Source organism: Dokdonella sp. GW821-FHT11D02, assembly GCF_058808595.1.
In genome coordinates this window covers 2,143,499-2,156,155 of sequence record NZ_CM179520.1, presented here as the reverse complement: position 1 = coordinate 2,156,155, position 12,657 = coordinate 2,143,499, and the positions used below count along the sequence as shown (strand labels likewise).

Sequence of the window (12,657 nt, the reverse complement as noted above, 5' to 3'; positions counted from 1 at the left end):
CCGCCGCGTTCCCGAGCCAGACCCGGAACGGCGTCGACGACGGCCATGCGCTTCGACCCGCGTGCTGACTACCCCATGTTTCGTACGCAGACTACTGCCGGCTCCAGGGAAAAGCCATTGCGCAGCGCAGCGTTTTTTTCGTGATCGACCGCGCAGCGGCTGCGGCAGCGAAGCACGCTGCCGCGGCCATGCGATCCGTCAGGTGCTCGCTAATTCGCATCGGCATGCAGCGTGCTGAACATCGGCTCGGCCGCGCCCTGCACTTCCACACGTCCGATCGCCCAATGGCTGAAATGCTCGAAGTAGGCGGGATCGATCGTCGCGTGCCAGCGCAGCTGCACGCGCCGTCCGGCCAGGGCCACGCCGAAGTCGAGTACGTCCTCGCGCCAGCCGCCCGAGCTGCCGGCGAATTCCGCCGTACCGGAACTCAGATAGCTGGCTGCGTCGTGCCAATCGCTGCCGTCGACGCTGATTTCGACCTTGCCGACACCGGGCCAGCTGATATCGCCGGCGAGCCGATCGAGGTCGTAGTCGTGCCGAACGATGACGCGCAGCGGATCGCTCGAGGCGAGAAACGGCTGGCCGGTGAGAGAGGAATCGATGCCGGCGTGCAGATCGCCGATGACATAGGCCGGCGCACCCGCATATGAGGCGCGCAGCCACGGCACCAGGCAGTAGTAGTAGCAGAAGCTGCCGTCGTAGTCGCCGAAGGTCGAGCTCCAGTCGGCAGCGAAGTTCTCCGGATTGGCCAGCGTGTCGACATAGCCGTCGCGCACGCGGTCGTAGTTCACGCGGAATGCGGTTTGCTTTTCGGCGCGCGCCGCCGGCTGGCGCGTGTCGTGCACTTCGATCGCTAGAGGCAGTTCGACCGGCGCCTGCGTGCTGACCACGCGCACGTCGATCGTCGCGCTGGTGGTCGCTCCCGACGCCAACTCGATCGGACCGATCTGGCGGCCGCTCGGAAACGCATAGCTGCCGCTCGGCGCATCGACGCGCAAGCGCAGCTTGCGCAACGGCGAGAAGCCGCTGTTCTTGATCGTCACGCGCACGCGACCGCTTTCGCCGCGATCGAGCACGCCGTCGCCGTCGCCGCCCGCCGTTTCCTCCAGCGCCACGCCGACGATACTGACCGCGTGTTCGCGGTCGGCGAAACTCTCGACGGTCCCGCGCAAGTCGATCGAGTTTCGCTCCGGCGCGATCGCACCGGCGCCCATGCCGCGCTCGGCGAAACCGGCGCGGCAGCGGCGATAGTCCGCCTCGCGGTCGGCGCGGATCGCGAACAAGAGCGCGTCGCGCGCCTCGGTGTAGTCGGCGTCCACCGCCAGCAGCTTGAGCGAGGCGACCAGGTTGGCGAGAAAGCGGTTGCGCGTCTGCTCGAACCGCTGCGGTGGCGCCGCCGCGAGCAGCTTGCGCGAGCATTGCCACAACGCCTCGGTCCAGACTTCGCCGGCGGTGTGCGGCTCGGCGTTGGTCAGCGCACGTCCTTTCCAGTCGAACCCGCGCTGGTTCTGCGGCAGCGGGTTGTCCATGCCGATGTGTTTGAAGGTGAGCGGATTGATCGTGAGGTCGGCCGAGTGCGGAAAGCGGCGGATACCGTGATAGTAGGTGTCGTCCGCATAACCGGGCGAACCGGCCGCCGGAAACGGATCGTCCGGATAGTCGTAGCCGCGGTTCATGTGCGCGCCGATCGCGTAGTTGCCGAAGAACGGCGGCTTGCCGGGCATGGCATTGCGATCCTGCGCACGTACCGTCAGCAGCAAGCCGACGAAGTCCGCGATGCCCTCGTTCAACGCGAACTGCTGCCCGCCCATACCCAAACCGGTCAGTCGGCCGAACATGGTGTGCGACCACTCGTGCGCGAGCACGCCGAAATCGAACGCGCTGACGTCGCGGTACGGATCGGTGTAGGTGTTGATGCCGAGGAACAACGCGCCCGGCACGCCGTCGTCCACCGAAACCGTGGCGAAGGTCGTGCTGACGCCGGCCGAAACGTGCAGCGGATCGCCGTCGACGCCGCCGCGTCCGTAATTGTCCTTCTGCATGTTGCCGGCGACCTCGTCGAAGCCGAGGTCGTAGAAGAAGTCGTGCAGCCAGTTGGTCGCGTAGAACGCTTGCACGATCTTGGCGTTGAGGCGGGCGGAAGCGCCCGGCAGCGGCTGCGCCGGCAAGCCGGGCGGGCATTGCAGGAAATCGTTGGCGCTGTCGTTCGCGTCGTAGGCGTAGTCGAAGGTGCGCGGCGCCGACAACGGCGCGCGAAAGTCGCCTTGCGCAGGCTGCACCTGCCAGTAGTCTTCTTCGCTGCGAACGCCGCAGCGGCCGTTGGCGGCGATCGGCTCGCCGTTGAAGAACGCATCGACGTTGTTGCCGCTCGTTTCGGTCGCATCGTCCGCCAGCCACGGATCGCCGGTGCTGATGCCGGCGTGGACGCGCGACAGGACGTTCATCGGCGCCGGAACGCTGGGCAGATAGCCGCTCGGCAGCCGCGTCGGATAGGGATTGGTGTCGCCGTAAGGATCGACGTACGGCATGCCGTTGGCGTCGGCGAACACGCGATAGCGGAACGGCTGCAGGTCGTACACGAGGTCGTGGCTGGCAAGCACGCGTCCGTCGTCGGCCGCGACCAGCACCATCTTCGCCAGCGGACGTTCCAGCCCCGGCCGCTGCCCGGCGATACGCACCTGGTAGGCCGCGATCGGCGCGTCGCCGCTGGGGTACCAAACGCGTTTGGCGCTGGCCTCGCCGTCCGGCACGAAGCGCGGCGAGCGCTCGAAACGGAAGCGCTCATAGGCCGATCCGTCGCGCGGCAGACTCTGTAGCGGCGCCGCCGCGAGCAAGCCGTCCACCGCGCCTGCGGCCGAACGCAGCGAGGTCGCCGCATCGCGCTGGAACGCCTGCGCCGCCGTTGCGGAGGGCGCGGATGCGATGCCGCCGGTGATCGCGCGGACGCGCAAGTCGCGGTCGAGCAGCACGCTGACGCGTGCGCCGTACACCTCGACCCCGTCGATGCGTTGCGCGAAGCGGACGACGTAGGAACCGTAAGCGGTCGCGTGCACGGCGACACCTGCGGCGCCGTCCAAGGCGGCATAGGTTTGCGCGGCACTCGCCGCGAGCGCCTGACGCGCAGCCGCGACGATCGCAGCGCGGTCGGCGATCGGTTGTGCCGCCGCGCTATCCGCTGTCTCCGACTTCGCCGTCAGCTCGTCGGGCGAGTCTGCGTCGTCCGCGCTCTCGTCGAGCCAGCCGGCCTGCGGCTGCAGCCGTAGCGGTTCGGCAGCGGTTGCCGCGGTGGCCCCGAAACAACCGAGTACGGCGGCGGCGATGAGTGTGGTGCGTAGGTTTTTGCGCATGTGCAGGTCCCCAGCAGCTAGCGAACGAGGCAGGCTCGCGCCGGCGACTGCGGACGCATCGGCTCGCGCCGATACGTCCGTGACACCGACTACCTGTTATTTCGTACGTAGACTACTACCAGACTGCACGAGAAATATACAAGCGCTTCAACCCGCGCTCGTTCAGGCCGACGAGCGCCCCAGCAGCACGCGATTGACGCGAGCGACGAACGCCGCCGGATCGGCCAGCTGGTCGCCGGCCGCGACTTGCGCTTCTTCCAGCAGGAGCAGGCCGAGATCTTCGGCGCGTGCGCCGTCGGCCTCGTCGGCCAGCGCGCGCAGCAGCGGATGCTGCGGATTGATCTCCAGCACCGACTCGCTGCCGGGCACTTCGTGGCCGGCCTCGCGCAGGAGCCTTTGCATGTGCAGCGCCATGTCGTGCTCGCCGAGCACGATGCACGACGGCGACTCGGTCAGGCGATGGCTGATGCGCACCGCGCCGACGCGCTCGCCGAGCAGGCCGGCGAGTTTTTCCACCAGCGGCTGCGCGGCTTCCTCGGCTTGCTTGCGCCGTTCCGCCTCGGCGCCGTCGGCGGCGACGTCGAGTTCGCCCTTGCCGGCGTGGCGCAGCTTCTTGCCGGCGTACTCGCCCAAGTAACCGATCATCCATTCGTCGATGCGATCGCCGAGCAGCAGCACCTCGACGCCCTTCGCGCGCAGGCCTTCGATCAGCGGGCTGCCCTTCGCGGCCGTGTAGGAATCGGCGGTGATGTACCAGATCGCGTCCTGCCCGGCCGGCATGCGCGCGATGTAGTCGTCCAGCGACACCGTCTTCGCCTCGCCTTCCGAGGCGGTCGAGACGAAACGCAGCAGCTTGGCGATGCGTTCGCGGTTGGCGCCGTCCTCGGCGATGCCTTCTTTGAGCACGTTGCCGAAGGCCTGGGTGAATTTGACGAACTTCTCGGGCTCGTCCTTGGCGAGTTTTTCGAGCAGGTCGAGCGTGCGCTTGACGCAGGCGGCACGAATCTGCGCGACCAGGCGGTTCTCCTGCAGGATCTCGCGGCTGACGTTGAGCGGCAGGTCGTCGGAATCGACCACGCCGCGCACGAAGCGCAGGTACGCCGGCAGCAGCTGCTCGCTCGCGTCCATGATGAAGACGCGGCGCACGTACAGCTTCAATCCCTTGCGCTCGTCGCGTCCGCTGAATACCGCGTCGAACGGCGGCTTCTCGGGTACGTACAAGAGCAGGCTGTAGCTCTGCGAGCCTTCGACGCGGTTGTGCGTCCACGCCAGCGCGTCGTTGAAGTCGTGCGACAGCGACTTGTAGAACGCCTGATAATCCTCGTCACTGAGTTCGTTCTTCGGCCGCGTCCACAGCGCGGCGGCATGGTTGACCGTTTCCAACTCGTCGGTCGGCGTGCCGTCCTTCTGCTTGGGCAGGCGGATCGGGAACGCGACGTGATCGGAATAGCGCGTGATCAGGTCGCGTAGCTTCCAGGCGTCGAGGAACTCGCTCTCCTCTTCCTTCAGATGCAGGATCACGGTGGTGCCGCGCTGCGGCGCCTCCACGCTCTCCAGCGTGTACTCGCCGCTGCCGTTCGATTCCCAGCGCACGCCCTCGCCCGCCGGCGCGCCGGCCTTGCGCGTGATCAGGCTCACCTTGTCGGCGACGATGAAGGCGGAATAGAAACCGACGCCGAATTGGCCGATCAGCTGGGTGTCCTTGCGCGAATCGCCGGACAAGGACTCGAGAAATTTGCGCGTGCCCGAGCGCGCGATGGTGCCGATGTTCTCCACCACTTCGGCGCGCGTCATGCCGATGCCGTTGTCGCGGATGGTCAGCGTGCGCGCCTCCTTGTCGGCGACGATCTCGATGCGCAGCTCGGCGTCGTCGGCGGTCAGCGCCGCGTCCGACAGCGCGGCGAAGCGCAGCTTGTCGCAGGCGTCGGACGCGTTGGAGATCAGCTCGCGCAGGAAAATCTCCTTGTGCGAGTACAGCGAATGGGTGACCAGATGCAGCACCTGGGAGACTTCGGCCTCGAAGGCGCGCGTCTCCGGCTGAGCATTCACGGGCGTGGAACTCATGCAAACTCCTCGGTATTTCCGGATCGACGCGAGATGAGGCTGCGGACCGGCGTTTCCAACCGCCGCGCGAGCGCGCGGCCGCGACAGCCGCCGATGATAGCGGCCGCGGCGAGCGCCGCGCCAATCGCGATGGGATGTATCTGCGGCCGCCGGCTGGAATAATCGGCCGTCTTGCCCGGAGTCGACCATGGCCGCCGCCTATTTCTCGAAGAAGACCTTCGCCTTTCTGCGCGCGCTCGCCGCGAACAACAACCGCGCCTGGTTCGCCGCCAACAAGCAGCGCTACGAAGAGGAGCTGCGCGATCCCTACCTGCGCCTGATCGCCGACCTGCAGGCGCCGCTGGCGAAGATCAGCCCGCACTACCGTGCCGATGCGCGCGCGCAAGGCGGCTCGCTGTTCCGCATCCATCGCGACACGCGCTTCGCCAACGACAAGACCCCATACAAAACCTGGGCCGGCGCGCGCTTCGGCCACGAACGCCGGCGCGAGATCGAAGCACCCTCGTTCTACATGCACATCCAGCCGCGCGACTGCTTCGCTGGCGGCGGCATCTGGCACCCCGAGCCGACCACCCTGAAGAAGATCCGCGAATTCCTCGCCGACAACCCGGCCGCCTGGAAGAAGGCCGTGCACGGCAAGGCATTCGAGCAGCGCTTCGAGTTCTGGGGTGAGCGGCTGACGCGGCCGCCGCGCGGCTACGATCCGGCGCACGAGCTGATCGAAGACATCAAGCTGAAGAACTACGCCGCCGGCCAAGGCTTCGCCGAAGCCTTGGCCTGCACCGACGAGCTGCACCCGTATCTGATCGATACCTTCAAGCGCATCGCGCCGATGATCGACTACCTGTGCGCGGCGGTCGACCTGCCGTTCTGAGGCACCGAACCGCAACGCAGCGCTCGGGCGTGCCTCGCGGCAGCCCGAGCGCGGATCAACTGCGCGGCGCTCTCAGGATCACCGTCGCGGTCATTCCCGCCGCCAATACCGTGTTCGCCGGCAGATGCTCGGTATCGATCGCGATGCGCACCGGCACGCGCTGCGCCAGGCGCACCCAGCTGAAGGTCGGCGTCACGTTCGCGAGCAGGTTGGCGCCGGTCGGATTGTCGATGTCGCCGATGCCGCGCGCGATGCTCTCGACGCGGCCGCTCATTGCCGTGTCGCCGGCCATCAGGCGAATCTCGACGGTATCGCCGACGTGCACGTACGGCAGCTTGGTCTCCTCGAAGTAGCCGTAGATCCAGTACGAATTGCGGTCGATCAAGGCCAGCCGCGCGCTGCCGGCCGCCGCGTAGTCGCCGGGGTGGATGTCGAGGTTGGTGACGTGGCCGTCGACCGGTGCGCGCACTTCGGTGCGTTCGAGGTCGAGCTTGGCGCGATCGAGCGCGACCGTCGCCTGCTGCACCGCGGCCAGGGCCGAATCGCGCGCGGCGGCGGCTTGGTTGCGCGCGGCTTGCGCCTGCTGCAGGGTCGCGTGCGCCGAACTCGCGGTGGCGGCCGCGTCCGAGCGCATTTCCGCCGAGATCACGTTGCCCGGCATCTTCTGCCGCCGCTCGGATTGCTCGGCGGCTTTTTGGTAGTCGGCGCGGCGCGCGGAAATCGTCGCGCCGGCCGCCGCGTCGCCGGCTCCGGCGGCGCGCGCCGACGCTTCCGCCGCGGCGAGGTTGGCTTGCGCCTGTTCGACCGCGTAACGGAAGCGCTCGCGGTCGATGGTGAACAGGAGTTCGCCCTTCTTCACTTCCTGGTTGTCGCGCACGGCGACCGCGCTGACGATGCCGGACACGTCCGGCGCGATGCGCACCACCTCGGCGCGCACGCGCGCGTCGCGCGTCCACGGCGAGTACATGTAGCGCTTCCACAGCGCATGCGCGACCAGGGCCGCGACCAGCACGATCAGTGCCGTCAACGCGAAACGCAGGATCGATGGGAGTTTCATGGCGGGTCTCTCGAACGAAAAGTGTGCGACTAGCGCATCCACAGCAGCCCGAGCACGCCGAACAGGCAGGCGAACAGGGCGAGGCGGAACAACGGCGGATGCCAGACGTGGCGATACAGGCCGAAGCGGCCGACCAGCCAGTCGAGCGGCCACTGCAGCAGCAGGCTGAGCAGGAACACCAGGAGCAGCCCCGGCACCAGGGCGTCGAAGAGAGCGATCTCACGCGGCATGCGCATTCTCCGTTTGCACCGGCTCGACATAGCCGGCCAGGGCCGAGCCGGCATCGAGCAAGGCCAGCCGGATCAGATGCATCTGCGCCAACAGGCGCGGTTCTGCGGCCGCTTCGTCGATCGCGGCGGCGAGACGCTCGCGCGCCTGGCGATATCGTTCGCGCGTCGGTGCGCTGTACAGCGCGGCGAGCGCGGCCAATGCCGCTTCGATGCGCTGGCGCAAGAACGAGGCGATCTCGCTCGCCGCCAGCGCGCGCCGCAACTCGATCACCGCGCGCCCGGTTTCCTGCACCGCCAGCGACCACGCCAACAGCTCGCGCGACTGCGCACTGCCGCCGCGCGTGTGCGCGACGATCTGCGCCGCGGCGTCACGGCTGGCGCTCTCGAAGCGCGGCAGCAGGCCGCGCAGCGGTGCGGCGCAGGCGTGCACTAGCTGCAGGCGCAGCTTGCGCAGCAGGCGGCGCTGCAGCCACGGACTGTCCGAAGCGCCGGCGAACAACATGAAGGAGACGCCGGCGCAGCCCACGCCGAGCAGCTGGCCGAGGCTGTCGTTGATCGCATGCAGCGCGTCGTAGTGCATCGGATTCTTGGCTCCGATCGTGTACACCAGCGCGATCAGATAGCCGGCGCCGACGCCGGGCCAGGCCGGCCGCGCCGCCAGATAGAAGCCCGGCATCAGGAACGGCAGCAGCGCCACGGAAAACAGCACGAAGCCGTCCATCCGCACCAACACGCCGTACACGCACACCAGCGCCGCCAGCGTGCCGAGCGCATAGCCGGCGAGCATGTAGCGGATCGCGCGCAGCGGATCGGGCACCGTTGCCATCAAGCCGCCGAAGATCGTCGCGATCAGCATCGCGCCGGCGCCTTCGGGCCAGGCGCTGGCGAACCAGAACGCGCCCATCGTCAGCATCGTCGCGGTCACGCGCAGGCAGGCGATGCCGGCACCGGCCCAGTCGTTGGAATGACTGAACGGCGCGGCCGCTTCGGTCGGGCTGCGCAGCGCTTGCGGCGAGGCCATCACGGCGTAGGCGTCGGCGTAGTCGCGCAGCTCGGCGCTGATGCGCACCAGCAGTTCGGCGCCGGTGTCGAAGTCGAGCCGGTCGGCGCGTTCGGCCAGGCCCACGCGCAACGCGGCGACGCGTGCCGGCAGCCGTTCGCCGAACGCGGCGAGACGTTGCGTCAACGCCTCCGCCTGCGTGCGCATGCGCGGCGCGCTTTCGAGCGCGGCGAGTTCGGCCGCCAGATCGCCGGCCAAAACCATCAAGCGCGAACGCACCTCGGCATGCGCCGGGCCCTGCAGGCGATTCAACAAGTGATGCAACGAGTGATAGCTGGTCGAAGCCGCCATGAAGGCGTGGTTGACCAGGCGCAGACGCGGACTGCGCAGGCGCACACCGGCATCCTCGAACACGACCGAACTGCGCTGGTTCTCGATCTGCACCACCTCGCGCACGTAGCGCAGATGCGCCTTCTCCAACTCGCCGCGCGGCAGCGCGCCGCGCAGGCTTTCGCGCACGAACAACAGGAAGTTGGCGAACTGCGCGCGCACGCTCTCGCGCAGCACCTCGCCCAGCCGCTGCGGAAACAGCGCGTCGCTGACCACGCCGGCGACGAAGATGCCGAGCATGACTTCGCTGACACGCATCACCGCCGAGTCGAACACCGCCTGCGGATGGTTGACCACCGGCAGCGCAACGATCGCGGCGGTGTAGCCGGCCAGCACGAAGCCGTAGGATTTGAAATTGCGCTGCAGCGCGGCGCCGCCGGCGCACACGCCGATCCACAGCGCCATCGCCAGCAGGAACAGCTCGCGCTGCTGCGGGAACGCACCGACGATGGCGAACGCGGCGGCACAGCCGACCAGGGTGCCGAGCGCGCGGTAGAAACTCTTGGCCAGCACCATGCCGCTCTGCGGATGGATCACGATCGCGACCGTCAGCATCGCCGTGCCCGGCTGTTCGAGGCTGAAGCGCATCGCCAGCCAGCCGGTCAAGAGCACGGCGATGGTCGCCTTGGCGACGAACAGCCAGTCCAGCATCGCGCCGCGCAGCCAGGCGGCGATCTCGCCGGAGCGATGCGCGGAGAACGTGGATTGGACCTGAGCGTTCATCGTGCGATCGCGCCGCTCAGACGGCCGGCTCGGCGTTGTCGAGCAGACGCTTGAGCAGCTGCTCCAACTGCGTGCGCTCGTCCGTGCGGAAACCGCTGGTATAGGTCTCCAGCAGCGTCGACATCGTCGGCAGAAGCGATTCGATCAGCGCCTGGCCCTGCGGCGTCAACGACAAAACGATCTTGCGCCGATCGCCGCCGGGATCGGCGACGCGGTCGATCAGTCCCTTCTCGGCCAGCGCATTGCAGATGCGCGTGATGTTGGCCGACTTCTCGCCGGTGGCGCCGCCGAGCAGCGACGGATTCACCGCGTTGTCGGCGCTGCCGTACAACATCATCAAAAGGTTGTAGTCGGTGTGATTGAGGCCGTGCTCGCGCAGCACGACGTTGGCCGCGTCGTGCACCTGTCCGTAGATGTGCTTGATCAGGCGCACCAGCACCGCAGCGTCGCGCGGAAAAGCGGGGAAGCGCTGGCAGGTGTGGCGGATGCGGGTTTCGGTGGCGTCGAAGCTGCTCATGGTCAACGGCTGCGAGGGAGTGCGGGTATCTTACTTATAGATTGTTTATAAGTAAACTATAAATATCTGAACTAACCCGAGCTGTTCGGCTGCGTTCAGCGCAGCGTCCGAAAGCGGACGCCCGCTCTGCATCGAGGGTTCTGCAGCTCGCGCTGCGGACCTCCGGCGGCGCCGGGATCGGCTTCCGTGATCTCGACAATAAATCCGTAAGTCATTGTTCGTGAAAAGAGTTGGTCGCGAATCGAGGCGAGCCGGAAGCGCGGCTGCGGTGCTTCGAGATCGGTTGGCACAGTCCCTGCTGTAACCGGGCATGGACATCGCCCGCCCCGAACTCAAGCAGCGCAAAAAGCGCCGTCAACTCACCCTCGCCGCCGCCGCCGGCGGCCTCCTCATCGTCGCCGGCATCGGCCTGGCCAAGCTCGGCCCCGCCCTACCCTCGGTCGACCGCAGCAGCGTGCTGGTCGACACGGTCAAGCGCGGCGAACTGCTGCGCGAGGTGCGCGGCCCCGGCACCCTGGTGCCGAAGGAGATCCGCTGGATCGCCGCCGAGACCGCCGCGCGCGTCGAGCGCATCGTGGTCAAGCCCGGTGCCGCGGTGCAGCCGGACACGGTGATCTTGGAACTGAGCAATCCCGAACTCGAAGACCAGCTGCTCGCCGCCAAGGCCGCCGTGACCGCAGCCGAATCCGACCTCGCCGCCAAGCGCACCGACCTCAAATCCAAACTGCTCGACGAACAGTCCGCGCTGGCCGCCGCGACCAGCGAATACGAAACCGCGCGCATGCAGGCCGAAGCGGAGAAGCCGGTCGCCGAAAAAGGCGTGATCCCGGCGGTGCAATACAAGAAGAGCCTGGTCACCTTGGAGCAGCTGAAGACGCGCATGACGATCGAGCAGCAGCGCGTGACCGAATTCGGCCGCAACATCTCCGCCCAGCTCGCCGCCGAACAAGCGCGCCTCGATCAGCTGGTCGGCACGCGCGAACTGCGCCAGCGCCAGGTCGACACCCTGCACATGCGCGCCGGCATCGCCGGCGTGCTGCAGCAAGTGCCGGTGGAAGAAGGCCAGCAGGTCGCCGCCGGCGTCAATCTGGCGCGCGTGGCGCGGCCGGGCGAGCTGATGGCCGAGCTGCGCATCGCCGAAACGCAGGCGAAGGACATCGTGCTCGACCAGCCGGTCAAGGTCGACACGCGCAACGGCGTGGTCGCCGGCAAGGTCTTGCGCGTCGATCCGGCGGTGCAGAACGGCAGCGTGCAGGTCGACGTCGAACTGACCGGCAAACTGCCGCCGGGCGCGCGCCCGGATCTGTCGGTCGACGGCACCATCGAGATCGAACGCCTGCCCGACGTGCTCTACGTCGGCCGTCCGGCCTTCGGCCAGCCCGACTCGGAAGTGCGCTTGTTCCGCGTCGAACCCGCCGACGGCGTCGCCGCGCGCGTGCCGGTGCGGCTGGGCAAGAGTTCGGTCAACCAGATCGAAGTGCAGCAAGGCCTCAACGTCGGCGACCGCGTGGTGCTGTCCGATACCAGCGCCTACGATCAATACGACCGCATTCGCCTCAAATAACGTCCGCCTGAAATGACATCCGCCTGAAATGAATCAACGCAACGGATGCCGCCCCGAACGCATCCGTTGCCGCCCGATCCGCATCCTATCCCTACGCCACCAGACGCCGAGCCCATGAGCAACGACAGCCTGATCCACCTCGACGCGATCAAGAAAGTGTTCCTGACCGACGAGGTCGAGACGCACGCGCTCGCCGAAGTCCATTTCGACATCGCCCGCGGCGAGTACGTCTCCATCACCGGCCCGTCCGGCTGCGGCAAGTCGACCTTGCTGGCGATCCTCGGCCTGCTCGACACCGCCAGCGGCGGCTCCTACCGCCTGAACGGGCGCGAGGTCGCCGACATCGGCGCGAGCGAGCGCGCGGCGATCCGCAACCAGGAAATCGGCTTCGTGTTCCAGGCCTTCAACCTGATCGGCGACCTCACCGTGTTCGAGAACGTCGAACTGCCGCTGACCTACCGCGACGGCGTATCCAAGGCCGAACGCCGCGATCGCGCGGTGCACGCGCTCGAGCGCGTCGGCATGGCGCATCGCGTGAAGCACTATCCGGCGCAGCTCTCGGGCGGTCAGCAGCAGCGCGTCGCGGTCGCGCGCGCGCTGGTCGGGCAGCCCTCGATCCTGCTCGCGGACGAACCGACCGGCAACCTCGACTCGAAGAACGGCGAAGCGGTCATGACCCTGCTGGAAGAGCTGCACAAAGCCGGCTCGACCATCTGCATGGTCACGCACGATCCGCGCTACGCCGATTTTGCCGGGCGCAAGATCTTCATGTTCGACGGCCGCATCGTCGATGAGGAGACCATGCACCGCCTGCGCCATGAAGAAGATCAGCGTCTGATCCGCCCGGCGCGGGTCAACCTTCAAGCCGCTGCGGCCGCCGCGCAGGGATAA

Annotated in this window: 9 protein-coding genes; 3 read left to right on the top strand and 6 right to left on the bottom strand. The window is 67.7% G+C overall.

The annotated features are described in order from the left end of the window. Positions 1-209: 209 nt before the first annotated feature. Both AC3QL3_RS09015 and htpG read right to left on the bottom strand, forming a co-directional pair. Positions 210-3,347 carry a M36 family metallopeptidase gene (locus tag AC3QL3_RS09015; protein ID WP_492898166.1) on the bottom strand — a complete coding sequence of 1,046 codons (3,138 nt, stop codon included), beginning with the start codon at positions 3,345-3,347 and terminating at the stop codon, positions 210-212. 162 nt (positions 3,348-3,509) lie between these two features. After that, positions 3,510-5,411, bottom strand: a complete 1,902-nt coding sequence (gene htpG, locus AC3QL3_RS09010; RefSeq protein ID WP_492898164.1) for a molecular chaperone HtpG — start codon at positions 5,409-5,411, stop codon at positions 3,510-3,512. A gap of 187 nt (positions 5,412-5,598) precedes the next feature. Between htpG and AC3QL3_RS09005 the strand changes: the two genes are divergently transcribed. Further along, on the top strand, positions 5,599-6,285 hold the full coding sequence (locus AC3QL3_RS09005) for a DUF2461 domain-containing protein (protein WP_492898162.1): 687 nt from the start codon (positions 5,599-5,601) through the stop codon (positions 6,283-6,285). A gap of 55 nt (positions 6,286-6,340) precedes the next feature. On the opposite strand, the gene AC3QL3_RS09000 is transcribed toward AC3QL3_RS09005, so the two are convergent. Genes AC3QL3_RS09000 through AC3QL3_RS08985 form a run of 4 tightly spaced genes read right to left on the bottom strand, consistent with a single transcriptional unit; the run spans position 6,341 to position 10,202 of the window. Next, on the bottom strand, positions 6,341-7,342 hold the full coding sequence (locus AC3QL3_RS09000) for an HlyD family secretion protein (RefSeq protein ID WP_492898160.1): 1,002 nt from the start codon (positions 7,340-7,342) through the stop codon (positions 6,341-6,343). 29 nt (positions 7,343-7,371) lie between these two features. Further along, on the bottom strand, positions 7,372-7,572 hold the full coding sequence (locus AC3QL3_RS08995; protein ID WP_492898158.1) for a DUF1656 domain-containing protein: 201 nt from the start codon (positions 7,570-7,572) through the stop codon (positions 7,372-7,374). Then, entirely contained in the window at positions 7,562-9,685 is a 2,124-nt protein-coding gene (locus AC3QL3_RS08990; protein ID WP_492898156.1) for an FUSC family protein, read from the bottom strand. The genes AC3QL3_RS08995 and AC3QL3_RS08990 overlap by 11 nt, the downstream gene beginning before the upstream one ends. Positions 9,686-9,701: 16 nt before the next feature. Beyond that, entirely contained in the window at positions 9,702-10,202 is a 501-nt protein-coding gene (locus tag AC3QL3_RS08985) for a MarR family transcriptional regulator (protein WP_492898154.1), read from the bottom strand. 310 nt (positions 10,203-10,512) lie between these two features. Between AC3QL3_RS08985 and AC3QL3_RS08980 the strand changes: the two genes are divergently transcribed. Together AC3QL3_RS08980 and AC3QL3_RS08975 are read left to right on the top strand one after the other, a co-directional pair. After that, positions 10,513-11,766, top strand: coding sequence for an efflux RND transporter periplasmic adaptor subunit (locus tag AC3QL3_RS08980; RefSeq protein WP_492898152.1), 1,254 nt, complete (start codon positions 10,513-10,515; stop codon positions 11,764-11,766). 114 nt (positions 11,767-11,880) lie between these two features. Beyond that, complete coding sequence (locus tag AC3QL3_RS08975; RefSeq protein ID WP_492898150.1) at positions 11,881-12,657, top strand: ABC transporter ATP-binding protein; 777 nt, start codon at positions 11,881-11,883, stop codon at positions 12,655-12,657.

Coding starts and splice junctions, on each gene's coding strand:
- AC3QL3_RS08990 (WP_492898156.1), bottom strand. CDS start 9,685: ATGAACGCTCAGGTCCAATCCACGTTCTCCGCGCATCGCTCCGGCGAG.
- AC3QL3_RS09015 (WP_492898166.1), bottom strand. CDS start 3,347: ATGCGCAAAAACCTACGCACCACACTCATCGCCGCCGCCGTACTCGGT.
- AC3QL3_RS08985 (WP_492898154.1), bottom strand. CDS start 10,202: ATGAGCAGCTTCGACGCCACCGAAACCCGCATCCGCCACACCTGCCAG.
- AC3QL3_RS08995 (WP_492898158.1), bottom strand. CDS start 7,572: ATGCCGCGTGAGATCGCTCTCTTCGACGCCCTGGTGCCGGGGCTGCTC.
- htpG (WP_492898164.1), bottom strand. CDS start 5,411: ATGAGTTCCACGCCCGTGAATGCTCAGCCGGAGACGCGCGCCTTCGAG.
- AC3QL3_RS09005 (WP_492898162.1), top strand. CDS start 5,599: ATGGCCGCCGCCTATTTCTCGAAGAAGACCTTCGCCTTTCTGCGCGCG.
- AC3QL3_RS09000 (WP_492898160.1), bottom strand. CDS start 7,342: ATGAAACTCCCATCGATCCTGCGTTTCGCGTTGACGGCACTGATCGTG.
- AC3QL3_RS08975 (WP_492898150.1), top strand. CDS start 11,881: ATGAGCAACGACAGCCTGATCCACCTCGACGCGATCAAGAAAGTGTTC.
- AC3QL3_RS08980 (WP_492898152.1), top strand. CDS start 10,513: ATGGACATCGCCCGCCCCGAACTCAAGCAGCGCAAAAAGCGCCGTCAA.